Raw genomic sequence first — 23,581 nt, 5'->3', positions numbered from 1 at the left:
GTAAAGAGGTTCGACAGAAGTGCGGACGTACGGATGTGTGGAAAAGTGGGCGCCTCTGTTGGTCGCGCCCCGGCGAAGGAAGGCATCCGATGAAGCTCCCCACGCCCTTGTACGTGTTCAACGAAGGGCTGGCGTTCCTACTGGAGTTGGCGGCGCTGGCGATGCTCGCGTGGTGGGGCTGGGAGAGCGCGGAGGCCTTGGCCCCGCGCCTCCTGCTCGCCGTCGCCGCGCCCGCGGCGGCGGCCGTCCTGTGGGGGCTCTTCGCCGCCCCGAAGGCGCGGGTCCGTCTACCGGTGGTGGGCGTGCTGGCCGTGAAGGCGCTGGTGTTCGGTGCCGCCGCGGCCGCGCTCTACGCCCTGGGGCGGCACGGCGGGGCGGTGGTGTTCGCTGTCGTGGCCGTGGTCAACACCGCCCTCGCGACCGTGGATCGCCGGGCTCGCGCGGTGGCCTGAACCGGTCGGCGGCGTGCCCTCAGGGGCGCGGCCAGGGGCGCCCCTCCAGCCGCTCGATGTCCCGGTTGAAGCGTTCCAGGAAGGAGGCGAAGCGGGCCACGTCCTCCGGTGACCAGTGCTCCATGACCCGGTCGAGCCCCTCGATGTTCGAGTTCCGGTCCGCCTCCAGGCGCTGCTCGCCCTCCTCTGTGATGCGGAACTTGCGGGCGATCCCGCCGTCCGGGTCGGGGATGCGCTCCACGACCCCGGCGCGCAGCATCGCCGCGGTCTGCCGGTTGAGGGTGGAGGCGTCGAGCCCGAAGGCCTCGCTGAGCTGCCCGATGGACATCGGTCCGTGCATGCGGATGCGGCTCAGCAGGACGTACGCGCTGCGGTCCAGGTGGCCACCGGCGGCCCGGGAGCGGGGCGCGTACAGATGGGCGTGCCGACCGAGCAGCATGGTCTCGAACTCGACCAGGTGAAGGGGTTTGTCCTCGGGCTTGTCCATGGGGCCATTGTCCCTCGCCGTGATCGAATATGCATCATGCATGTCTTGTGTATGACACCATGAATGTGCACTATGCATATAGAGTCACGGTGGACGACCGCCGTGGACGATCGAGGGAGAACACGTGGACGGCACCAAGCCCGACGCCCGACCCGGAGGCGTCGTCGGCGTCCTCGCGCTCGCGGGCATCGTGGCCGCACTCATGCAGACCCTGGTGGTACCGCTCATCGGCGACCTCCCCAAGCTGCTCGACACCAGCGCGTCCAACGCCTCCTGGGTCATCACCGCCACCCTGCTCGCGGGTGCCGTCGCCACCCCGGTGGCGGGCCGGCTCGGCGACACCCTCGGCAAGCGCCGGGTCCTCCTCGTCTCCGTGATCCCGCTGATCGTCGGCTCGGTGGTCTGCGCGCTCGCCTCCTCCGTCGTCCCGATGATCGTCGGACGCGGTCTCCAGGGCCTGGGCATGGGCGTCGTCCCGCTCGGCATCAGCCTGCTGCGCGACATCCTCCCGCCCGAGAAGCTGGGCGGCTCCATCGCCCTGATGAGCGCCTCCATGGGCGTCGGCGGCGCCCTCGGCCTGCCGTTCTCCGCGGCCGTCGCCGAGAACGCCAGCTGGCGCGTCCTCTTCTGGGTCGCCGCCGCGCTCAGCGTCGTGGTCGGCGTCCTGATCTGGCGCGTCGCGCCCGCGGGCCGCCGCGCCGCCGCGCCCGGCCGTTTCGACGTACCGGGAGCGCTCGGCCTCGGCGTCGGGCTCGTCGCCCTGCTGCTCGCCGTCTCCAAGGGCGCGACCTGGGGCTGGGGCAGCGGCACCACCCTCGGCCTCTTCGCCGTCGCCGTGGTCGTCCTGCTCGCCTGGGGCTGGTGGGAACTGCGTACCCGCGACCCCCTCGTCGACCTGCGCGTCACCGCCCGCCCGGTCGTCCTGATGACCAACCTGGCGTCGATCCTGGTCGGCTTTGCCATGTACGCGCAGTCCCTGGTCGTCCCGCAGCTCTTCCAGTTGCCCGAGGCGACCGGTTACGGTCTGGGGCAGTCGATGATGGCCATGGGCCTCTGGATGGCGCCGGCGGGCCTGATGATGATGGTCCTCGCCCCTCTCGGCGCCAAGCTCTCGGCCGCCCGCGGTCCCAAGGTCACGCTCTCCGTCGGCGCCCTCGTCATCGCCGCAGGATACGGATCCTCACTCGCCCTGATGGGCACCACCGGGGGCCTGCTCGTCGTGACCCTCATCTGCAACACCGGTGTGGGACTCGCCTACGGGGCCATGCCGGCGCTCATCATGGGCGCCGTCCCGCAGGAGGAGACCGCGTCCGCCAACAGCTTCAACACCCTGATGCGGTCCATCGGCACCTCCGTCTCCGCCGCCGTGATCGGTGTCGTCCTCGCCCAGATGACCACCACCCTGGGCGGCCACGCGCTGCCGTCCGAGGACGGCTTCCGCGTCGCCATGCTCATCGGCTGCGGCGTCGGCCTGGTGGCCGCGGTCGTCGCCGCGCTCATCCCGGGCAGGCCCGCCGCCGCGCCGGCCGGCGACCCGGCGGGCACGGAACCGGAGGCCGCGCCGCGCACCGCCACCGAGGCCGCCGCCTGAGCCACCCGGCCGAGCACATGGGCGGTGCGGGGCCGGGAGAGCGACCCGGGCCCGCACCGCCCGTCCCGGCGGACCACCGGTCAGACCTTGGCGTCCCCCGCCGCCTCCAGGGCGAACAGCGCGCCCTCCGGGTCCCGGACCACCACGACCCGGCGTCCGTCCGCCTCCTCGGGACCACGCACCCCTCCCCAGTCGCCGCCGGGCACGACGGTCCCGCCGTAGGCCACCACCGCCACCGCGGCCGCCTCCGGATCCGGCACGCGGAACCGCACCAGCCAGCGCGGACGCAGCTGCGGCCGGGGCGAGCCGGACTCGACCGGCCCGCTGTTCAGCCGGGCCACGGCCTCGCCGTCCCGGCGCAGCACCACCTTGTCCTGCTCGTACGACACCTCGAAACCGGCGGGTGCCTCGTCCGCCCAGCGCAGCACCTCCCCGTAGAACACCGCCGCCTCGAACGCGTCCCGGGTGTGCAGTTCCAGCCAGGCCGGCGCCGAGCGCATGCCGATGTGCAGACGGTTCTCCGTCCGCCCCTCCCAGACACCGAACGCCGCACCCTCGCGGTCGGCGGCGAGCGCCGCCCGACCGTGCGGCGGGTAGCCGACCGGCCCCACGCCGACCGTGCCGCCGCGCTCCCGGATCCGCGCCACCGCCTCGTCCACGTCGTCCACCGTGAAGAAGGCCGTCCAGGCCACCCGCACCGACAGCTCGGCCGCCACCGCGGCGATCACGGCCACGGGCTGCTCCTCCAGCCGCCCGACCGCGTACTCCCGGTCCCCGCCGTCGTCCCGCCGGAACGTCCAGCCCAGCACGGCACCGTAGAAGCGCTCCGCCGCGTCGAGATCCCGCGCGGTCAGACTGAGCCAGCACGGCGCTCCCACCACCTCTCCGGTCGTCGGCCCCGACACCGGCACCACCTCCTGTTCCGTCCTGCCTCGCTGCGTGCGTCGTGCGCCCCTTCCCCGGTCCACTGCCCCGCATGCGCGCACTCACCCGAGTGCCGCCGAACACCACACGCCCGGGTGCGCCGACCCCGACAGCGAGGGACGGCGTCCGGTCTCCCGGCCGCGCGCCCGGCACCTCCACACGGCGGCCGTCCCCCCCCAAGACCCCGCCCCGGGCTCAGCGCCCCGCGCGGGCCGCGTAGGCGCGTACGTCCGCGTCGGGGTCGTCCGACGCACCGGCGAGTGCCGTACGGGCCTCGGGGTCGGCCCGGTGGACGAGGAGCGAGAGGACGGCGGCCTTGCGGACGTCCGCGTTCGCGTCGGCGAGCGCCTTCGCGAGCGCGGGGACGGCCGGGCCGGCCGGGGCGGCCCGCAACGCGGTCGCGGCGCCCGAACGGACCTGCCAGGCGGGATCGCCGAGGGCGGCTTCGGCGCGCGTGGCGTAGTCGGCGGGGCATCCGGTTCCCGCCAGGGCGGCGAGCGCGGCCCCCCGGACCAGCGGGTCGGTGTCGTCGAGCAGCGGACCGAGCGGCTCCGGCGACGGATTCCGCACCGCTGCCAGACCCCGGGCCACCGCGACCCGGACCTCACGGGCGGGATCGGCGGCCGCCACCGCCAGCTCCGCGACGGCGTCCACCGAGACCAGGGCCCGGACGGCCTGGACGCGTACCTCGACGGACGTGTCGGCGAGCGCCCCGCCGTACAGGCCGGCGTCCCCGAGTCGCAGGGCCCGGAGGACCTCCAGCGCGGCGGACCGCACGGCCGTGTCGGGCACGGCGAGTGCCTCCCGCAGACCGGCGCCGAGTTCCGGCTCGGCGGGCAGCACCTCGACCAGCTCGCGCAGGGCGGCCGAGGCGGCGGCCCGGACGAGCGGCGCGTCGTCCCGCAGCCGGGCGGCGAGCACGGGGCCGGTACCGGTCGGCGCGGTCTCGCCGAGCGCCGTCACGGCGGCAGCCCGTACGGCGGGATCCCGGTCGTCCAGGTAGGGGCCGAGCGCGTCGAGATCGGGGGAGTCCTCGACGAGGGACAGGAGCCGGAGCAGCCGGGGATGGGGTGGAGCGACCGCCGGAACCTCGACCGGAGCCGGGGCGTCCGTATGCGGACGCGCCGCCGGAGCGGTGTCCCGGGGGCCGGCCGTGGCGACCGGCACGAGATCCACCTCGCCGAGGTGCCGCTCGGGACCACCCGGCGGCGCGAACTCGGGCACCGGCACCAGGTACTGCTCCACCGGACGCGCCGTGAACTCCATCGCCCCCGAGGGGGACTTGCGCAGATCGAGGTGGTGCAGCCACCCGGAATCGTCCCGTTCGGGGTGGTCGAGCCGCTCGTGGTAGAGACCCCAGCGCGACTCGGTGCGGGCGAGCGACGCCCGCGCGGCCATCTCGGCGCAGTCCCGGATGAACGACACCTCGGCGCACCGCATCAGCTCATGGGCCGTACGCGCTCCCATCCCGGCGATCTCCTGCGACATCCGGTCGAACGCCTCGACGGCCAGGGAGAGTTTCGCGCCCGTCTTCGGCGGCGCCACGTAGTCGTTGACGAACCGCCGCAGCTTGTACTCGACCTGGGGCTGCGGCGGACCCTCCGGATGGCGCAGCGGCCGGTAGACCAGCTCATGGGCGGCCGCGAGCTGCTCGCGGTCCAACTCGCCCTCGTACGCCGTGTACCGGGAGGCGTCCTCACCCGCCAGGTCACCGAAGACGAACGCGCCGATCATGTAGTTGTGCGGTACGGAGGCCAGGTCGCCGGCCGCGTACAGGCGCGGCACGGTCGTCCGGGCGTGGGCGTCCACCCGTACCCCCGACGCCGAATGACCGCCGCACAGTCCGATCTCCGAGATGTGCATCTCGATGTCATGCGTCCGGTAGTCGTGCCCGCGGCCCTCGTGGAAGGTCCCGCGGGTGGGCCTCTCGGTGGTGTGCAGGATCGACTCGACCGCGCCGATGGTCTCCTCGGGGAGATGGCTCAGCTTCAGGTACACCGGGGCCCGGTCCGAGGCGAGTTCGGCCGCGAACTCGGCCATCATCTGCCCCGACCAGTAGTCGGACTCCACGAACCGCTCGCCGTGCCGGTTCACCTGGTAGCCGCCGAAGGGATTGGCGACGTAGGCGCAGGCAGGACCGTTGTAGTCCTTGATCAGGGGGTTGATCTGGAAGCACTCGATCCCGGTGAGCGCCGCACCTGCGTGGTACGCCATGGCGTAACCGTCGCCGGCGTTCGTCGGGTTCTCGTACGTGCCGTACAGATAGCCGGAGGCGGGCAGGCCGAGGCGCCCGCAGGGGCCGGTGGCAAGGATGACGGCCCCCGCCCGGACGACGACGAACTCGCCCGTGCGGGTGTGGAACCCGGCCGCGCCGACCGCCCGGCCGTCCTCGGGGTGGGTGAGGACACGGACCGGCATGACCCGGTTCTCGATCCGGATCCGCTCCCGCATCTCGCGTCGCCGCAACTGCCGGTAGAGGACCTTCTTGACGTCCTTGCCCTCGGGCATCGGCAGCACGTACGAACCGGACCGGTGCACCTGCCGGACCGCGTACTCGCCGTGCTCGTCCTTCTCGAACTTCACCCCGTACGACTCCAGGCGCTGGACCATGCCGAAGCCCCGGGTCGCCGTCTGCCGGACCGTCGACTGGTCCACCAGACCGTCGTTGGCTCGGGTGATCTCGGCGACGTAGTCGTCGGGCTCGGCGCGGCCCGGCACGACCGCGTTGTTGACGCCGTCCATACCCATGGCGAGGGCGCCGGAGTGCCGGACGTGGGCCTTCTCCAGGAGCAGGACGTTCGCCCCGCGCTCGGCGGCGGTCAGCGCGGCCATCGTGCCGGCGGTGCCGCCGCCGATGACGAGCACGTCGCAGGACAGCTCGGTCGCGTCGGCCGGATCGGGCACGGTCAGGGGGAGGACGGGGCTGTCCATGGGACGCCTTTCGAAGCTTCGAGGATTCGGGGTGCGCGGGTTCGTGGACGCGCGTCAGAGGGAGTCGAGGACGCGGCGGCGCAGCGCGGCCGTGTCCGGCGCCTGCCGGGCGTCGCGCACACGCGGGTGAGGTACGTCCAGGACGTCGCCGGTGGCGAACAGGGCGACCCGGTCGCCGAGATGGATCGCCTCGTCGACGTCATGCGTGACGAAGACGACGGTCGCGCCCGTGCCGCGCAGGATCTCCACCAGGAGGTCCTGCATCCCGGCGCGGGTATGGGCGTCGAGCGCGCCGAACGGCTCGTCCATCAGGACGGCCCGGGGGCGGGCCGCGAGGGCGCGGGCCAGCTGGACGCGCTGCCGCTGCCCGCCCGACAGCTGGTGCGGGAGCTTGCGCGCGTGCCCGCCGAGACCGACCCGCTCCAGCCACTCCCCGGCCGAGCGGCGCCGCTCGGCGCGGGGCACCCGCCGGATGGCGAGGGGCAGTTCGACATTGGCGCGGACCGAACGCCAGGGCAGCAGCGCGTCGTGCTGGAAGACCAGGGCACGGTCGGCGTCCGGCCGGCGGATCGGCTTCCCGTCCTGGGTGACCCGGCCCTCCAGCGGGGGCAGCAGACCGGCGAGCGTGCGCAGGAGGGTGGTCTTGCCGCAGCCCGACGGGCCGACCACGGTCAGCAGTTCGCCGGGGGCGATCCGCAGGTCCACGGGGCCGGGCACGGCGACCCCGTCGGGGTGGCCGAGACGGACGCCGTGCAGGGCGAGTTCCGCACCGGCGGAGGCCGTGGGCGGTGTCGGTGCGGACGGCTTCGCGGACACGACGGACGGGCTCACGGTGCTCATGGAACCGGCTCCTTCTCGGGGCGGGGGACAGCGGACACGGGCACGGACGCGGAAGCGGACGCGAGGGACGCGGGTGTGCTCGCCGCGCGGGCGGGGCCGACCGCCGTCACCCCGGCGGTCGGTCGCGGCAGCCACGCCGTGACCCGCCGGCCCAGCGTCTCCACCGCGGTGGAGGTGAGCCAGCCCAGGGCGCCGATCGTGGCCATGCCGACGAAGACGCCGGGGTAGTCGACGACCGTGTAGTCCTGCCAGGTGCGATAGCCCACCCCGTACTCCCCGGAGATCATCTCCGCCGAGATCACACAGATCCACGAGACGCCGATGCCCACCGACAGACCGCCGAAGATCCCCGGCAGGGCACCCGGCAGCACCACCGAGAACAGCACCCGAGCCCGGCTCCCGCCGAGGGTGAGCACCGCCTCCTCCCACACCGGGTTCAGTGCGCGGACGGCGTGCCGGGTCGACACGAGGACGGGGAAGAGGGCCGCGGCGCAGGTGATGAAGACGATGCCCTGCTCGTTGGTGGGGAGCAGCAGGATCGCGACCGGCACGAGGGCGATGGCCGGGATCGGCCGCACCACCTCGACCAGCGGGCCCAGGATGTCGGCGGCCCACCGGGAGCGGGCGACGGCCGTCCCGGCCGCCACCCCGAGGACGGCGGCGAGGAGGAAGCCGACCGCGATCCGGCGCAGACTGTGGCCGAGATCCTGCCAGTACGCCTCGGTGCCGATCCGGTCCCCGAGGGCGGAGGCGACCTCGACGACCGTGGGGAACTGTGCGAACCGCAGCCACAGATCGACGTCGTAGGAGGTCAGCAGCTGCCAGATCCCGAGTGCCGCGAGCGGGGAGGCCACCCGGACCAGCCGGCGACCGGCGCTCGTGGCGCCGGTCCGGCGGCTTCCGGCGCTCATGACGCGAGCCTCACGGCGTCCGCGTACGCCACGATGCGCGCGCCGGCGTGCCCCGAGACGTACCGCTCGGCGCCCGAGCGGGTGACGAAGGCGTGCCATGCGGCGCCGTCGCCGACCCATACCGCCCGGTCCGCGAACCACAGCGTCCCCGTCACCGCGTCCGGCACGTAGGCGGCGCGCACGGAGGCACCCCTGACGGCCTTGAGGAGCGCGGCGGGGCTGTCGAAGGTACGGATCGTGCTCTGGCCCTTCAGCCACAGCTCGGACATCGGACCGGAGGCCTTCGCATACGAGAGGTCCGGCACCGCCCGGCGCAGCGGCGCCGGGTCGACGAACGCGTCCACGTCGACGTCCGTCACCAGACCGGCCTCCTTGAGGACCGGCACGTCCTCCTTGAGCGCGGCGATCAGCTCCGGGCGGAGCGCCGGGTCGAAGGTCGCGATGCCCTGGGCGCCGTTGTAGAGGTAGACCACCTCGGCGGGCAGCCCGGTCTCCTTCGCGACCGACTCGGCGGCGGCGACCGGCTGCTTCCGCAGATGATCCGTGGCGCGGTGCTGTGCCCGCAGGAAGGCGTCGAGCACGGCGGGGCGCCGCTGGGCGAACTCCTCGCGGACGGTGACCCCGTGGAAGGTCGGCAGGTTGAGGTCGGCGCCGTCGTACAGCGCCGTCGCCTTGCCCTGGAAGGCGAGCAGACCCGGCCAGGCGACGAACTGGGACAGGGCGTCGACGCTCCCGGACGACAGGGCCGAAGCCCCCACGCTCGGCTGCTGGTTGAGTTTGCGGATGTCCTTCGCGGGGTCGATCCCGGCACGCCGCAGAGCCCGTACGAGCGTGCCGTCGGCGGCCGAACCCACACTGGTGGACACCTTGCGGCCCTTGAGGTCCGCGAGCGAACCGAGCGACGAACCGGGCGCGGTGACCACGGTGTTGAGGCCACCGCGCAGGTTGTAGCCGGTGACCGCCACCAGCCGTGTCGGCTCCTTGAGCTGCTTCCCGCGCGCCGCGTTGATCAGCAGCGGGAAGTCGCCCATCGAGCCGATGTCGATCTTCCCCGCCGCCATCTGCGCCGTGATCGGCGCCCCGGTCGCGTAGTCCTGCCAGACCACCCGATACGTGAGGCCGTCCTCGCGGCCCCGGTCGGCGAGCTCCTCCTCGAAGTAGCCGAGGGAACGCAGCAGCGTGCCGGCGGTGACGGTGTTGATGGTCTTCGACTGGTAGCCGACGGTCACCGTGACCGTCCTCCCGTCGGTCGAGCCGCCCGCGTCGGTCCCGCCGCAGGCGGTCGTGAGGGGCAGGAGAAGCGCGAGGGGCAGGGCGAGCCGGCTGGCTCGCCGGTGGTGGGGCAGCGGAAGTCTTCCTCGGGACACGGGTGTTCGGCCTTTCACCGGAGCAGATAGGGCATGTTGACGGTGACCGCGCCGGTGGGGCAGCGGGCGGCGCAGGGGCCGCAGTACCAGCACTCGTCCACGTGCATGTACGCCTTGCCGTCCTCCTCGCGGATCGCGAGCGAGTCCAGCGGACACATGTCGACGCAGAGCGTGCATCCGTCGATGCACTTCGACTCGTCGATGGTCACGGGCACGTCGGCGCGCTGGGGGACCAGAGGCATGGCTGTCTCCAGGGAAAGGGGTCGGCAGGAAGGGGAGGAGCGGGAGCGGCCGTAACGGCCGGGGGAGGGGAGCCGGTCAGAGGGAGCGGCGCAGGACGCCGCCCATGGTGATGCGGTCGCCGCGGAACCGGATGAACTCCAGGTCCACCGGCCGGCCGTCGGGCAGACACGTCAGCCGCTCCAGCATCAGGACGGCGGCCCCGCGCGGGGCCTGGAGCACGGCGGCGGAGTGCGCGTCGGCGTTGACGGCCTCCAGGGTGATCTCCGCGTGCCCGAGCGGGCCGCCGGTCAGCTGCTCCAGGAGCCGGAACACATCCGTGTTCTCCAGGTCGCAGCCGAGGAGGTCGCCCCCGATGTCCATCGGGAGGTACGACAGGTCGAGGGAGAGCGGCAGCCCGTCGAGCCGGCGCAGCCGCTCGATGCAGAGCACGTCGGAGTGCTCCGGCAGCCCGAGCCGGTGGGCCACCGGCCCCGGCGCGCCGACCGGCCCCATCGTCCGGACCTCGTTGGTGACCTGCCCGTGCTCGCGCAGCGTCTCGGCGAGCCCCTGGAGCCGGTCCAGGCCGTGCGGGTACTTCGCGCACACCACCACCGTGCCGACCCCCGGCTGCCGTTCGACGATCTGCTCGCCGCGCAGCAGGTCGAGGGCCTGCCGGACGGTGTTCCGGCTGGCCCGGTAGTCGGCCGCGAGCACGTCCTCCAGCGGAAGGATCCCGCCGGGGAATCCGCCCGCCAGGATCTGATGGCGCAGCAGGTCGGCGAGCTGCCGAGCCCGGTCCGCACGCAGCCGCAGACGGCGGGCGGCGGCGACGGGGCGGGCGGCGGAAGCGGGTTCGGCGGGCATGGAGAGGAACGTAGCGGCGGGCTGCGCCGGATGGTGTTGCGGCAGTATTGCGCCACCTGACATCCCGTGCGCACCGCTCTGACCTGCGACGATTCCGGACGGGTACGGACATCCGCCACCCCGCCGCCCACCACGTGGACGCACGGCTGCCCACGATGCGGGAAGGGTCAGCAGCCCCGGGCCTCGACCTGGGCGTGCAGGGCGACGGAGAGATGGTGATGGAGCGCGCCCAGCACCGGCTCGCCCGGGGCGAACAAGCCGGTCGCGAGCTTCCAGTACCGGGTGATCACGGGCCCGTCGCTCCGGGCCAGCAGCGGGAGCAGCCCGCGCCGGAAGCCGGGGGAGTCCACCGCCCCCCGCGCGTGGGCGTAGGCGGCCACGAAGCAGTCCAGCGCGCCACCCTCCCGCAGGGCACCCCCGGCCCCCAGTTCCGCCGAGGCCAGTGCGTACGCCTCCGCCAGACCTTCGTACAGCACGGCCGGACGGTACTCCCCGTCCGGCAGCGGCGGCGCCGGCCGCGACTCGGGCAGGGCGGCACGCGGATCGGACACCAGCGCGTGCAGCCGGGCGAAGTCGAGGACCTGCGCGGGGCTCGGCTCCTCCGGCAGGCTCGGCACCACCGAGTCGAGCACGGTGGACACCACCCGCGCCGGCAGCCGTACGGGCAGGATCCGGCGCCAGAACCGGGCCAGCGCCGCCGTGTCGGGCGGCACGGACACCGCGCCGATCAGCCGCAGCCGCTCGGCCCGCGTCTCCGGCGGGCAGTCCTGGATCAGCCGCAACGAGGCCTCGCGCCAGCGCAGCGTGGCCAGTTGGGTCCCCAGCTCCCGCAACTGCCCCGAGACGACCTCCTCCAGGGCCTCGTCCTGCGCGAGGACCCGCTCGACCTCGTGGACGGGCAGGTCGAGGCCGCGCAGGGACCGGATCAGCCGGAGCCGGTCGAGCGCCCCCGCCCCGTACCGGCGATGCCCTCCGGAGCTGCGCTCCGCCGCGGGCAGCAGGCCCCGGTCGGAGTAGTACCGCACGGTCTTCACACTGACACCGGCCCGCCGGGCGAGCTCCCCGATGCTCCACAGTCCTTCGGACACCATGCCCTCAGTGTGGTGGACGGCGCCTCCTCGGAGCCCCTTTCCGCGGCTCCTTGAATCTCCCCCTGGGGGAGTTCCTAGCGTGACGGCGAGGCATCCCCCGAGAAGTCGCGAGGAGACGATCATGACCGCGTACGTGCTGGTGTCGGGCCCCTTCACCGGTGGCTGGGTCTGGGAGGAGACGGCGTCCCGACTCCGGGCGGCGGGTTCGGAGGCGTACCCGGTGACCCTCCCGGGCGTCGGGGACCGACGGACCGGCACCGGAACGGACGTCGATCTGGAGACGCACATCCGGGACCTGGTGCGGCTGATCGACGGCATCCGGACACCTCGGGTCGTGCTCGTCGGGCACGGTTACGGGCTCCACCCCGTTGTCGGCGCGGCCGACCGGCGTCCCGAGCGCGTCGCCCGGATCGTCTCCCTCGACACGGGTCTGCCCGGGGACGGCGAGGCCGCCGTGCGCTCCGTGCCCGACCCCGAGGTACGGGCACGACTGGCGGACGGCGACGGGAGCGACGGGGCAGTGAGCGACGGGTCCGGGACCGGCGGGTCCGGGACCGGCGGGGACGACGGGTGGCTCGCGCCGCCCGAGCCGGGCACCTGGTCCCGCTGGGGCAGCACCGAGGGCGTCCCGGCCGAGGCACTCGCACGGCTCGACCGCCTCGCCACACCGCAGCCGGCCCGCACGCTCACCCGGCCGCTCCGGCTGACCGGCGCGACCGCGGCCCTGCCGGTGACCGGCGTGCTGTGCACCGCCAACGGCTCCAGCACCGACCTGGTGCAGATGCTGGTCGACTCGGGGCCGCCCCAGTTCCCGGCGCTCGCCGACGACAGGTTCCGTTTCATCGATCTCGGCACCGGCCACTGGCCGATGCTCTCCGCACCCGAGGAGCTGGCCGAGGCGCTGGGCCGGGCGGCGGCCGGCGAGGGACACCGTGTGACCACGTCCGACCGGACGCACGCGCAGCCGACGCACCTGCTGCCCTTCCTCCTCGACGTACCCGAGGTGCCGCGCGAGCGGCGGGGACGGGTCGATCTCCACCTGCCGGGCGGACCGGGTTCGCCGACCGAGGGCGCCCCTCGCTTCGCCGACGCCGACGCCGACGCCGACGCCGACGCCGACGCGGATCGGCCCCGGCCGGCCGTCGTCCTCGTCCACGGCGGCCCGGTCGCCCCCGACCAGCGGCCCACCCCCCGGGACACCCCCTTCCTCCTCGGGTACGCCCGCTACGCGGCGAGCCTCGGCGCGATCGGCGTGACCCTGGACCTCCGGCTGCACGGACTCGCCGACTTCCCCCTCGCGGCCGAGGACCTCGCCGAGGCTGTCGCGCTCGTCCGCGCCGACCCGCGCGTCGACGGGGATCGGATCGCGCTCTGGTTCTTCTCCACGGGCGGGCTCCTCGCGGCGGACTGGCTGGCCGCGCCCCCGCCGTGGCTGCGCTGCCTCGCGGCGAGCTACCCCGCCCTGGCACCGCTCCCCGGCTGGGGCGCCGTCGAGTCCCGCTTCCGGCCCGTCGACGTCGTCGGGACGGCGGACGGTCCGCCGATCGTCCTGACGAGGGCCGGACAGGAGCACCCGACCTTCACGGCGACGGTCGAGGAGTTCCTGGCCGCAGCCGGGCGGAACGGGGCGCACATCGAGATCGTCGACGTTCCGCACGGCCACCACGGCTTCGAGCTGGTCGACCCCACCGAGGAGTCCCGCGCGTGCGTGGAGCGGGCGATGCGGTCGGTGCTCGGGCACCTGCGGGAGTGACCTACCGGCGACCGTCCCCGGCGCCGCCCCGCTCAGCGGGCGTGCACGAGACGGCCGGCCACGTACGTGCGCTCCACCCGGGCCTCGGCGATCTCCTCCTGCGGCCCGGTCAGGATGTCGCGGTCCAGGACCACCAGGTCGGCGAGGTTCCCGGCGCGCAGGCTGCCCGCGTCGTCGTGGCCGTTCGCGTGGGCGGAGCCGGCGGTGTACGCGGCGAGGGCCGTGGGCAGATCGAGGCGCTGTTCCGGCAGGAAGACACGGTCGTCGGTGGTGCCGGGCTCCCGCCGGTTGACCGCGACGTGGATCCCCGCGAGCGGGTCGGGGCTGCTCACCGGCCAGTCGCTGCCCGCGACGAGGGTGGCACCGGCCCGCACCAGATCGCCGAACGGGTACTGCCAGGCGCTGCGTTCGGGTCCCAGGAACGGGATGGTGAGTTCGTCCATCTGCGGCTCGTGGGCCGCCCAGAGCGGCTGGACGTTGGCCAGGGCGTCGAGCGAGGCGAACCGGGGGAGGTCGTCCGGGTGGACGACCTGGAGGTGGGCGAGGTGGTGGCGGTTGCCGCGGCGTCCGTTGGCGGCGACCGCGGCCTCCAGCGCGTCCAGGGCCTCGCGGACGGCCCGGTCGCCGAGGGCGTGGAAGTGAACCTGGAAGTCGAGGGCGTCGAGCTCCGTCACGTACCCGCGCAGCGCCCCGGGGTCCACGAAACTGAGGCCGCTGTTGGCGGTGGCGCAGCCGCAGCCGTCGAGATAGGGGGAGGTCATGGCGGCGGTGAAGTTCTCCGCGATGCCGTCCTGCATGATCTTCACCGAGGTCGCACGGAAGCGGCCGTGGCTCAACCTGTCGCGCAGCGCGACCAGTTCGGCGATCTGCTCGGACCCGCGCCGGCGGTCCCACCAGAGCGCGCCGGTCACCCGGGCGGTGAGCGAGCCGTCGCGGGCGGCGGTCGCGTAGGCGTCCGAGGGGTCGGCCCGGCCGCTGAACGCGCCCAGGAGCGCGTCCTGCCAGCCGGTGATGCCGAGGGAGTGCAGCAGTTCCTGGGCGCGCAGGAGCCCCGCGAGGCGGTCCGCCGGCGTGCTCGCCGGCACGAGGCGCGTCACCAGCGCCGTGGCACCCTCCTGGAGCATGCCGCTCGGCGTACCGTCCGGCTCGCGCTCGATGCGCCCGTCGGCGGGGTCCGGGGTGCCGGCGGTGATCCCGGCGAGTTCGAGGGCCTTGGTGTTGGCCCAGGCGCCGTGGTGGTCCCGGTTCGACAGCAGGACCGGCCGGTCCGGGACGACGGAGTCGAGCAGCTGCCGGGTGGGCAGTCCGCCCGTGAAGCTCTCCATCGACCAGCCGCCGCCGGTGATCCACGCGTGCTCCGGGTGCGCGTCGGCGTACGCCCGGACCCGGCCGAGGTACTCCGGGACGCCGACCGTGCCCGTCAGATCGCACTCGGCCAGTTCCGAACCGCCGAACACCGCGTGGACATGGGCGTCCTGGAAACCGGGGAGCAGCAGCCTCCCGGCCAGGTCGACGACCTCGGTCCGGGGGCCGACGAGTTCCCGTACCTCGTCGTGGCCGACGGCGACGATGCGGTCGCCGACGACCGCGAGCGAGCTCGCCCGGGTGCGGGCCGGGTCGACCGTGAAGACGGGTCCGCCGGTGAAGACCAGATCGGCCGAGGTCATGGGGGTGCTCCTGGGGCGTTGCGACGACGGGTGCCGACGCCATGCAATCCGTACCGCCGTATACACGTCAATGGTGTTGACGTAAGGTCCGGGCATGGTCGAACGCGTGGTTCCCGAAGGCGGCCGACAGCGCCGGCGCCCCACCAAGCAGGGCGCCGTCCTCTCGGAACGCCTCATCGTCGAGACCGCCCTGAGGCTGGTCGAGCAGCACGGCGCGGCGGCGCTCTCCGTGCGCAGGCTCGGCGCCGCGCTCGGCGCCGACCCCACCGCCCTCTACCGCTACTTCCGCAACACCGACGCCCTGCTCCTCGCCCTCGCCGACGAGCTCATCGGCCGGGCCCAGGAGGGATGGACGGTCACCGGCGACTGGCGTGCGGACCTCCGCGCGATAGGGCTCCGCCTCCACTCCCGGTACCAGGCCCATCCGCAGGCCGCGCTCCTCGCGGCGCACCGGACCACGGGGCGTACCCATGAGACCCGGGTGGTCGAGAGGATCCTCGGGGTGCTGCGTACGGCCGGCTTCCCGGACGACCTCGCGGTCCGGATCTACCACGCCTTCGTCGACCAGGCCCTCGCCTTCGCCGCCCAGGACGCGGCGGCACTCGCCCTGCCGCCCGCCGCGCGGGAGAAGGAGGGCGAGGTCTGGCACGCGGTGTACGGCAGACTGCCGCCCGGCACCCACCCGCACATCGCGGCCACGTTCCCCCTGCTCGCCGCCGACATGCGCGACAGCGGCTACCCCTTCGCGCTGGAACTCCTCCTCGCCGCGGCGGCGACGCTCCACCCCCGCGCCCAGGCGGTGCCCGTCGGCGAGTAGACCCGCGGGCCCCTGCCGCCCGCCCCGCGGTCCGCTCCGGCGTCGACCCGGCGTTCGACCCGGCGTTTGACCCCGGGAAATAGTAGCCATGTACATAGTAGCCATGTACTGTATTCAGGGTGAGTTCAGCAACCAACGGCGCCTCGGCGGGATTCCTCGTCTGGCGCCTGTCGATGAAGTGGCGCGTGGCCGTCGACCGGGCGGTCGCACCGCTGGGCCTGACCCACGCCCAGTACGTGGTGATGGCGTCGTTGTACGGCATGTCGCGCTCCGGGCTGCGGCCCAGTCAGCGCGCGCTCGCCGACCGGACGGGGATGGAGCCGTTGTACGTCTCCAAGCTCGCCCGGGCCCTGGAGGCCTCCGGACTCCTGGATCGGACCCGCGATCCGAGCGACCCGCGCGCCATGCAGCTGTCGCTCACCGAGCAGGGGCTCGACGTCACACGCCGGGCGATCACGGTCGTCCAGGGCCTCCTGGACCAGTTGCTCGCACCGTTCGGGGGCCGGACCGGGTCGCGTACCCGGGAGTTCACCCGCGAGCTGGCGATCCTGCTCGACGCACCTCTTGATCCGCGCACCGAGAACGACGAGGAGCAGTCATGACCACCACCACCGCACCCCGCGCCAACGGCCGGGTCCTGGCCCTGGCGCACCACGCGGCACGAGTCCTCCTGGAGGGCGTCCTGACCCGTCACGGCATGACGTTCCACCAGAGCGTCACCCTGCGGGCCGTCGTGGCCGCGGGCGAGTCCATCGGCCGCGACGAGCTCGTCGCCGACGTCACCGGTTCACTGAAGATCGACGCGTCGGTCGTGTCCGGCGTGATCGAGGAGCTGACTGCCGCGAAGGCTCTGGAGGCGGACCCGGCGGAGCCCGCCCGGATGCGACTCACGGACACCGGACGGGAGTTGTACGAGGTCACCTCGGCCGAATCCGCCGAGATCTCCGCCCGGCTGTACGCCGGCATCCCGGACGAGGACCTGGTGGTCGTGGGACGGGTGCTGACCCTGATCACGGACCGCGCCAACGCCGAGCTGGCCGCCGGCGCCTGAGGCGCTCAGCACGGCCGCCGACCGTCCGGCCCGGGGCCGCGTCCCGGGCCGCTCTAGAAGGTGTCGGCGAGCCGGTTCGCCTCCGGGGCTTCGACGAGACTCAGGGCGGGGCAACCGAGCAGTCCCGTCAGCGTGCGTCGCTGCAGTTCCGTCAGCGGTGCCACGAACACCGCCGCGTCGGCACGCGCCTCCTCGCACGCCGCGGCCACCTCGCGGACCTTGCCGGAACGCAGCAGGGTCCGCGACGAGAACGGCAGGGACATCTTCGCGACCCCGCCGTCCGAGACGCCGCGCCGCTGGACGAACCGGCCCACGATCCGCGCGCCGCGTGCGGCAAGCTCCGCGGCGGCCGAGTCCATGAGCGCGCCGAAGTCCTTCTCCTTCGCGGAGAAGTAGCCGACGAGCACGACCCGAGCACCGTCGACCGACGGCGGGCTCGACGAGGACGGCCGGGCCGGTGCCGATCCCGTGATGCGGCGGCCCGAACGCCCGTCGCGTCCTCGGGGCCGGTGCCTGTTCTCGTGCTGGCGCATGTGAGGGAGGCTAGGCGAGCGGCCACCGGTGGCGATACGTCTTTCACGTGCCTGACGCGGGCAGGGTGACGTCCGCCATGGCCGGGCGGCGCCCGTTCTGATCAACTCTCCCCATGCGCCGCACTCGCCTCAACCGCCGCACCCGACTCCATGGATCGATCCTCCCCGCCGTCGCCGGGCTCCTCCTGCTCACCGCCTGCGGAACGGAGCGGCGCGGGGCCGAGGCCTCCGGCTCCACCGCACCACCCGCGTGCGGGCCCGGACCGAACCCCTCCGCGAGCGCCGGTCCACCCACGGCAGCGGTCGCACCGGACCAGGACGGCGTCACCGTCATCGGGACCGGCGGCGGAGCCGACTCCGGCAGCTCCGCCCGCCCCTGCGTGGCCTACACCCTCACCAGCCGGGAGACCCAGCCCTTCACCTATGTCGTCACCGTCGGCTTCCGGTCGGAATCGGGCCAGGCGCTCAGCACCGTCGAGGACACCGTCGAGACCGTCGCCCCCGGCCGCACGGTCCGGCGTACCGTCACCGCCTCCGACCTTCCCCCGGACGCCGTCGGCACGGCGAACGCGAAGATCGTGAAGGTGCGGGGCTTCCCGACCGCCGAGGCACCGAACGCGGGCGGGACCTGCCCGCCCACCGGCGTGCGCGTGTACGCCGACGACGGCGACGCCGCCATGGGCCTGCGGGTCGTCGGCCTCCACCTGGAGAACTGCGGCACCCGGCCGTACCGGCTCAACGGCTACCCCCGGATCGAGATCCGCGACGAGGACCACGACCCTGTCGCCGGCGTCTCGATCGTCCAGGGCGGCGAAGCCATCGCGGGAGGCGCCGGCGCGGACGGTCCCCCGCGGCAGATCGAACTGCGGCCGGGCGAGCGGGCCCACGCCGGTCTCGTCTGGCGCAACACCGTCGAGGGGGGAGTCGACGGTCCCGTGAACGCCCCCTACGCGCGCGTGTGGGCGAAGCCCGGCGCCGCACCGGTGACCGTGGTTCCGGAGCTCGACCTCGGCACGACGGGGAAGCTCGGCGTCGGCCCCTGGAAGAAGGACGAGGAGTAGAGCCGGGAACCGGCGGGGGAGGGGAGCCGGTCAAGCCGACCCGCCGAACCCCCTCCGCGCGTCACGGGTGGGAGAACACACCCACCATCCGGGTGTCCGGGTTGCTGCTCATCCCGACGATCGCGCCCCCGTCGGCGCGGTTGACCCGCGCGTGCGTGCCCGCGTACCCCTCGTCGGTGAGGAAGACGCCGAGCGCCGCGATCCAGTCGTCGACCGCGCCGGTCGCCGGGTCGTACACCGGCTCCGGGCGCGGTACGACCCGCTCCTGTGCCACGTAACCGCCCCGCTCGACGGCGACGCGCACCGCCTTGTCCCACTCCGCGTCCGTGCACTCCCAGCCGACGAAGGTGTCGAGGCCGCCGTACCCGGCGCCCGGCTTGAGGATGAGCTGCTCCCGCCGCTCCCGGCAGAGGTCGACGAGCTCGGCGGGAACGGAGGCGTGGAGCGTACGGCTCCATGGCAGGATCCGGTCGACGAGGGCCCGCTCCGCGGCGTCGAACGAGCCGCGCCGGCGCGGGTCGGTGAGCAGCGCGAGGGCGCTCTTGTTCGAGTAGAAGCCGCTCTCCAGCGACGTGAACAGGACGGTCCGGCCGGCCTGGTGGGCGCGGAAGAACGGTTCCGCCACGTCGGGGCCCGCCGGGTCGTCGAGGAGCTGACGCGCAGCGAAGTTCCGCAGGACCAGGTCCAGCGGGGTGCCGTCCAGGGTGAGTTTGCCGTCGGACCGGGTGCGTACGTCGTCGATCTCCCCGATCCGCACATCGATGCCCTGCTCGGCCATCGCCTCGACCGTGGCCCGCATCAGCCTGCCGTACGGGGCGACGCCGCCGCGCCCCTCGATCAGCCCGACCACCGGGTTTCCGCCCCCGGACAGCGCCGGCTTGGCGCGGTCGCGCAGAACGGCGGCCGTCCGCGCGGCGATGTCCACGTGATCGAGCCGGTGCACGCGCGCGAAGTCCGCGAATTCGGGCACCCGCAGCAGCCCTTGGTTGAACACGCCCATGTCCACACCGCCGACCTCGCTGCCGAGGTTGAACTCCAGCAGCTTGTACCCGGTGCCGTCGTGATAGGCGTCGGCCCGCCCGAACTTGGCCGGGACACCGGAGCCGCCCCGGCGGAGCAGCGCGGCGAGCGGGGGGTCGATGCCGACCTCCGCCGCGTACCGGTCGACGTCCCCGTCGAAGAGCCGGAGCGGCAGTGACACGAGCAGCTCGAAGAGCCCCTCCAGGTCCCGCGCGAAGGCGGCCGTCTCCGGGGCCCGTACGAACCAGGGCCGGGGCAGCAGATGCGCGCGCCACGCCTCCTCGAAGGCCGGCGGCAGCCCGGCCCGCGCCACGGCCTCGGCGAGCCCGCGGTTCCCGCCCAGGCACTCGTCCACGTATATCCGGCTCAGATCGGTCATCTGCGTCGCTCGCTTCCCTGAAGGAATCGGGTACGTGATCGGAAAGGCGAGCAGACTACCGCGCCCCAACCGCCTCGCCCGCGTTAGCGGAACGTGAGTGAGACGTGAGTGGCGGGAGAGAGAGTGGTGGCGGATCGGGGCGGGCCGTGGGGGCCCACCCCGATCCGCTCCCCGCTCCGCGTCGAACGAGGCCCCCGCGCGCTCAGCTCGTGACCGTCACCATCGTGGCCGCCGTGATCGCGAGCATCGCGGCCTGCATGTCCCGGATCGCCCGGCGCACGCCCTCCGCGGCCCACTGGCCGGCCGTGAGCTCCTCCAGCCGGGCCGCGACCTCCTTGCGGGGTATGTCGGGGAACGCGAGGCGGTGGAGCCTGGCGCCGTGAATCAGGGCGAGGAGGCCCGTGGTGCGGGCGCTGTGGGCCGGACCGGTGGCGAGGACCGTGCGCAGCCTGGCCCTCAGCTCGCGTTCGACGGAGCCGTCCGCCTCCGGGTAGCGGGAGACGGGGAAGAGGCCCATCACCCGCTGCCGCTCCTCCCGCACCAGGCCGCGCTCGCGGAGGCTCTCGACCGTGGCCTTCACGGCCTTGGTGTGGTCCTTCGTCAGCCACTCGGTGACCTTCGGGGCCCTGCCCTTCTTCGCGCACCACGCGTCGACCTGCCGCAGCCGCTCGTCGAGCAGCGGCACTTCGGTGGGCGTCGCGTCCGTCACCCGGAGGCGCCCGTCGTCGACCGACACACGTCCCGCCAGGACGAGATCGAGCAGGATGCCGCCCGCGACCGCCCATGCGGCGGTCTGCCGCTCCTTCGCGACCCCGGACACATCGTCCAGGGACAGCAGCATGATCTCCTCCGCGAGCGTGACCGCCACCCCGTACCCCCTACCTTCCGCATGCGATCTTCCGCACGCGCGCGTGTGCGGCGCCACGAGGCGGTCGACCGTCCTCCCGGCACCCTTCGCCCCTGAGGACGAGCGGAGCGCCGGTCCGGTTCCCGTCGGCGGGCCGCCGCCCGCTGTGACCTGCGTCGTTTCGTGGGCACGGCGGAATTCGGGGCGCGCTTTGGTCTGGACCGCAGCGGGTCGGCGCGTCAAGCTCTCGCTATGGACTTGGAGCTGAGGCACCTCAAGACGATCCGGGCCGTCGCCGACGCGGGGAGCCTCACACGCGCGGCGACCGCGCTCGGACTCGCCCAGCCGGCGCTGAGTGCTCAGCTCAAGCGGATCGAACGGGCCCTGGGCGGAGCTCTGTTCGAGCGCGGACGGGAGGGCGTACGGGCCACGGCGCTCGGTGACCTGGTGCTCGAACGGGCACGGGTGGTGCTGCCCGCCGTCTGCGAGCTGCAGGAGGAGGCGGTGCGGTTCGCCCGGAGCGGGGCGGAGGGCTACCGGCTCGGCGGCACCCACGGGCCGCTGCTCGGCGGCCTGGTCGACCGGATCGCGCGCGACGACCCCGGCGCCCCTGTCAGCACGTACATCTCGTGGTCGGAGCGCGAGATCGCCGGCGGGGTCGCCGACGGTCGTCTGGACTTCGCCCTCGTCGGGGTCTGCGGCGAGAGCGGTCCGCCCGAGGCGGGACGACTGGCCTGGGCGGAGGTCGCCCGCGACCCGGTGTACGTGATGCTTGCCGCGGACCACCCGCTGGCGTCCCGCGTCGAGATCGATCTGGCCGAACTGGCGGCGGAGGCCTGGACCGACGTGCCGGGCGACGGCTGCTTCGGTGACTGTTTCGCGGCCGCCTGCGTACGGGCCGGATTCACCCCGGCCTGTGTGTACGAGACGGACACCGCCTCCTGTGTCCATCTGGTGCAGGTCGGCCGGGCCGTCGGACTGTGCCGGGCCACCTTCCCCGTGACCCCGGGCCTCGTCACCCGTCCCCTCGCGGGCGCCCCGCTCATGTGGCGGCACCTGCTCGGCTGGCATCCCGAGGGGCGCGCGGCCTCCCTGGCCGCCACCGTCCTCGGCCACACCCGGGCCGCCCACGCCGAGGCGCTGGTGACCAGCGCGGGGCGGGTGCACACGAGGGCGGCGCCCCCGGCATAACGCCATGGCAGGGGCCAACCGGCAGCTGCCGTCTCCTCGTTGTGATCCCTACGGTTCCAGCAGATCCCCCACCGAGATCCCGGGGCCGGGATCCGAGATCCCCGAACCGTGATCCGAGAACCGAGGAGACTCCCCATGCTCCGACGACACGCCCGCGCGGCGTGTACCTCCCTCGTCGCCGCCGGAATGGCGCTGGCCGGACTCCAGGCCGGTTCCGCCGCCGCCGCCCCGGACGGCCGGGACCCGCACCGCGCCCCGACCGTCAGGACCGCCGCCCAGGCGCTCGGCGCCGACTCCGCCCGGCCCGAGCTGCTCGACGCCATGCGACGCGACCTCGGACTGACCCACTCCCAGGCCCGCACCCGCCTCGCCAACGAGGCCGAGGCAGGCGCCACCGCCGCCCGGCTCCGCCAGGGCCTCGGCGGTGCCTTCGCCGGAGCGTGGGTGGACGGCGCCGAGGCCGGCACCCTGACCGTGGCCACCACCCGCGCCGCCGACACCCCCGCGATCCGGGCCACGGGTGCGCGGGCCCGGCTCGTGACGCACAGTCTGACCGCCCTGGAACGCGCCAAGCAGCGTCTCGACCGGACGGCCGGCACCGACGCGCCCGTCCGATACGTCGACGTCCGCGCCAACGTCCTGGTCGTCGAGGAGACCAGGGCGGGCGCCGGGGCGCGGCTCGTGCGGGCCACCGGCGTGCCGCGTGAGCTGGTGCGCGTCGTCCGCACCGGCCAGGCACCCCGCCCCCTGTACGACATCCGGGGCGGCGACGCGTACTACATGGGCGGCGGCGGCCGCTGCTCGGTCGGCTTCGCGGTGACGCGGGGCACCACCCAGGGCTTCGCCACCGCCGGTCACTGCGGCCGGGCGGGCACCACCACCAGCGGCTTCAACCAGGTGGCGCAGGGCAGTTTCCAGGGCTCGGTCTTCCCCGGCAACGACATGGCCTGGGTCGCCGCCAACACCAACTGGACCTCCACCCCTTACGTCAAGGGCTCGGGCGGCGCGAACGTCCAGGTGACCGGCTCGGTGCTGCAGCCCGTCGGCTCCTCCGTGTGCCGCTCCGGCTCGACCACCGGCTGGCACTGCGGCACCGTGCAGCAGCACAACACGAGCGTCACCTACCCCGAGGGCACCATCTCCGGGGTGACCCGTACGACCGTCTGCGCCGAGCCCGGCGACTCCGGAGGCTCGTACATCTCCGGCAGCCAGGCCCAGGGCGTCACGTCCGGCGGTTCCGGGAACTGCTCCAGCGGCGGCACCACCTTCTTCCAGCCACTGAACCCGCTGCTCCAGAACTACGGGCTCACGCTGAAGACCACCGGTACCGACCCCGGGCCCGGCCCGGGCGAGCCGGAGCCGGGCGGCACCTGGGCGGCCGGAAAGGTCTACGCGGCCGGGGACGTGGTCACGTACGGCGGTGCGAGCTACCGCTGCCTCCAGGGCCACCAGGCCCAGGCGGGCTGGCAGCCGCCGAACGTCCCGGCGCTGTGGCAGCGCCTCTGACCCTGGCCGAATAGTGACCGGGGGTGCCGCGTACCCGAGGGGGGTGGCGCGGCACCCCCTCGCGTTCCCCGTAGGA

Annotated in this window: 22 protein-coding genes; 9 read left to right on the top strand and 13 right to left on the bottom strand. The window is 73.9% G+C overall.

The features are described 5' to 3' along the window. Positions 1-89: 89 nt before the first annotated feature. A complete protein-coding gene (locus IF00_RS0100735) occupies positions 90-452 on the top strand; it encodes a DUF2568 domain-containing protein (protein ID WP_030313025.1) in 363 nt (120 codons plus the stop codon). Positions 453-471: 19 nt separating this feature from the next. On the opposite strand, the gene IF00_RS0100730 is transcribed toward IF00_RS0100735, so the two are convergent. Beyond that, positions 472-939, bottom strand: coding sequence for a MarR family winged helix-turn-helix transcriptional regulator (locus IF00_RS0100730; RefSeq protein ID WP_030313024.1), 468 nt, complete (start codon positions 937-939; stop codon positions 472-474). Positions 940-1,063: 124 nt separating this feature from the next. Here IF00_RS0100730 and IF00_RS0100725 point away from each other — a divergent pair, with 124 nt between their 5' ends. Continuing rightward, positions 1,064-2,530, top strand: coding sequence for an MFS transporter (locus IF00_RS0100725; RefSeq protein ID WP_030313023.1), 1,467 nt, complete (start codon positions 1,064-1,066; stop codon positions 2,528-2,530). Between the two features lie 80 nt (positions 2,531-2,610). Here IF00_RS0100725 and IF00_RS0100720 read toward each other — a convergent pair whose 3' ends face one another. The 8 genes from IF00_RS0100720 to IF00_RS0100685 form a co-directional block, all read right to left on the bottom strand. Beyond that, positions 2,611-3,435, bottom strand: coding sequence for a VOC family protein (locus IF00_RS0100720; protein ID WP_342451023.1), 825 nt, complete (start codon positions 3,433-3,435; stop codon positions 2,611-2,613). 214 nt (positions 3,436-3,649) lie between these two features. Beyond that, the gene (locus tag IF00_RS0100715; protein ID WP_030313021.1) at positions 3,650-6,385 is read right to left on the bottom strand and encodes a fumarate reductase/succinate dehydrogenase flavoprotein subunit; all 2,736 of its coding nucleotides are present in this window, start codon (positions 6,383-6,385) and stop codon (positions 3,650-3,652) included. A 54-nt stretch (positions 6,386-6,439) separates the two neighbouring features. Then, positions 6,440-7,225: an ABC transporter ATP-binding protein gene (locus IF00_RS0100710; protein ID WP_030313020.1), complete on the bottom strand. Its 786-nt coding sequence runs from the start codon at positions 7,223-7,225 to the stop codon at positions 6,440-6,442. Continuing rightward, a complete protein-coding gene (locus tag IF00_RS0100705) occupies positions 7,222-8,136 on the bottom strand; it encodes an ABC transporter permease (protein ID WP_030313019.1) in 915 nt (304 codons plus the stop codon). Before IF00_RS0100705 ends, IF00_RS0100710 begins: the two co-directional genes overlap by 4 nt. Next, positions 8,133-9,449: an ABC transporter substrate-binding protein gene (locus IF00_RS0100700; RefSeq protein WP_425338248.1), complete on the bottom strand. Its 1,317-nt coding sequence runs from the start codon at positions 9,447-9,449 to the stop codon at positions 8,133-8,135. Before IF00_RS0100700 ends, IF00_RS0100705 begins: the two co-directional genes overlap by 4 nt. Before the next feature lie 68 nt (positions 9,450-9,517). After that, positions 9,518-9,745 carry a 4Fe-4S dicluster domain-containing protein gene (locus tag IF00_RS0100695; protein ID WP_030313017.1) on the bottom strand — a complete coding sequence of 76 codons (228 nt, stop codon included), beginning with the start codon at positions 9,743-9,745 and terminating at the stop codon, positions 9,518-9,520. Positions 9,746-9,821: 76 nt separating this feature from the next. Further along, entirely contained in the window at positions 9,822-10,589 is a 768-nt protein-coding gene (locus IF00_RS0100690; protein WP_030313016.1) for a GntR family transcriptional regulator, read from the bottom strand. Positions 10,590-10,756: 167 nt separating this feature from the next. Continuing rightward, entirely contained in the window at positions 10,757-11,680 is a 924-nt protein-coding gene (locus IF00_RS0100685) for a MerR family transcriptional regulator (RefSeq protein ID WP_030313015.1), read from the bottom strand. A gap of 121 nt (positions 11,681-11,801) precedes the next feature. Between IF00_RS0100685 and IF00_RS0100680 the strand changes: the two genes are divergently transcribed. Further along, positions 11,802-13,433 (top strand): alpha/beta hydrolase, encoded by a 1,632-nt coding sequence (locus IF00_RS0100680; protein ID WP_030313014.1) that lies wholly within the window; start codon positions 11,802-11,804, stop codon positions 13,431-13,433. Positions 13,434-13,465: 32 nt separating this feature from the next. Here IF00_RS0100680 and IF00_RS0100675 read toward each other — a convergent pair whose 3' ends face one another. Continuing rightward, entirely contained in the window at positions 13,466-15,100 is a 1,635-nt protein-coding gene (locus IF00_RS0100675) for an amidohydrolase (RefSeq protein WP_030313013.1), read from the bottom strand. A gap of 94 nt (positions 15,101-15,194) precedes the next feature. Here IF00_RS0100675 and IF00_RS0100670 point away from each other — a divergent pair, with 94 nt between their 5' ends. From IF00_RS0100670 to IF00_RS0100660, 3 genes are all read left to right on the top strand, one after another. Next, positions 15,195-15,917, top strand: a complete 723-nt coding sequence (locus tag IF00_RS0100670) for a TetR/AcrR family transcriptional regulator (protein WP_030313012.1) — start codon at positions 15,195-15,197, stop codon at positions 15,915-15,917. Positions 15,918-16,036: 119 nt separating this feature from the next. Next, positions 16,037-16,519: a MarR family winged helix-turn-helix transcriptional regulator gene (locus tag IF00_RS0100665; RefSeq protein WP_030313011.1), complete on the top strand. Its 483-nt coding sequence runs from the start codon at positions 16,037-16,039 to the stop codon at positions 16,517-16,519. After that, complete coding sequence (locus IF00_RS0100660; protein WP_030313010.1) at positions 16,516-16,968, top strand: winged helix DNA-binding protein; 453 nt, start codon at positions 16,516-16,518, stop codon at positions 16,966-16,968. The genes IF00_RS0100665 and IF00_RS0100660 overlap by 4 nt, the downstream gene beginning before the upstream one ends. Positions 16,969-17,021: 53 nt before the next feature. On the opposite strand, the gene IF00_RS46660 is transcribed toward IF00_RS0100660, so the two are convergent. Further along, positions 17,022-17,501 carry an HflX GTPase family protein gene (locus IF00_RS46660; protein WP_245234386.1) on the bottom strand — a complete coding sequence of 160 codons (480 nt, stop codon included), beginning with the start codon at positions 17,499-17,501 and terminating at the stop codon, positions 17,022-17,024. A gap of 113 nt (positions 17,502-17,614) precedes the next feature. On the opposite strand from IF00_RS46660, the gene IF00_RS0100650 reads away from it, so the two are divergent. Continuing rightward, the gene (locus tag IF00_RS0100650; RefSeq protein WP_030313008.1) at positions 17,615-18,562 is read left to right on the top strand and encodes a DUF4232 domain-containing protein; all 948 of its coding nucleotides are present in this window, start codon (positions 17,615-17,617) and stop codon (positions 18,560-18,562) included. Positions 18,563-18,623: 61 nt separating this feature from the next. Here the strand turns inward: IF00_RS0100650 and IF00_RS0100645 are convergent, their stop codons facing one another. Both IF00_RS0100645 and IF00_RS0100640 read right to left on the bottom strand, forming a co-directional pair. Then, positions 18,624-19,961: a hypothetical protein gene (locus tag IF00_RS0100645; protein WP_030313007.1), complete on the bottom strand. Its 1,338-nt coding sequence runs from the start codon at positions 19,959-19,961 to the stop codon at positions 18,624-18,626. 202 nt (positions 19,962-20,163) lie between these two features. Further along, positions 20,164-20,829 carry a GOLPH3/VPS74 family protein gene (locus tag IF00_RS0100640; RefSeq protein ID WP_030313006.1) on the bottom strand — a complete coding sequence of 222 codons (666 nt, stop codon included), beginning with the start codon at positions 20,827-20,829 and terminating at the stop codon, positions 20,164-20,166. 231 nt (positions 20,830-21,060) lie between these two features. On the opposite strand from IF00_RS0100640, the gene IF00_RS0100635 reads away from it, so the two are divergent. Then, positions 21,061-21,999, top strand: a complete 939-nt coding sequence (locus IF00_RS0100635; protein WP_030313005.1) for a LysR family transcriptional regulator — start codon at positions 21,061-21,063, stop codon at positions 21,997-21,999. Positions 22,000-22,134: 135 nt separating this feature from the next. Continuing rightward, entirely contained in the window at positions 22,135-23,505 is a 1,371-nt protein-coding gene (locus tag IF00_RS0100630) for a carbohydrate-binding protein (RefSeq protein ID WP_030313004.1), read from the top strand. The last annotated feature ends 76 nt before the right edge of the window (positions 23,506-23,581 follow it).

Source organism: Streptomyces flavochromogenes (assembly GCF_000717595.1).
GTDB lineage: Bacteria > Actinomycetota > Actinomycetes > Streptomycetales > Streptomycetaceae > Streptomyces > Streptomyces flavochromogenes.
Note: the sequence above shows the minus strand (reverse complement) of the source record. Positions and strands in the feature narration are given on the sequence as shown.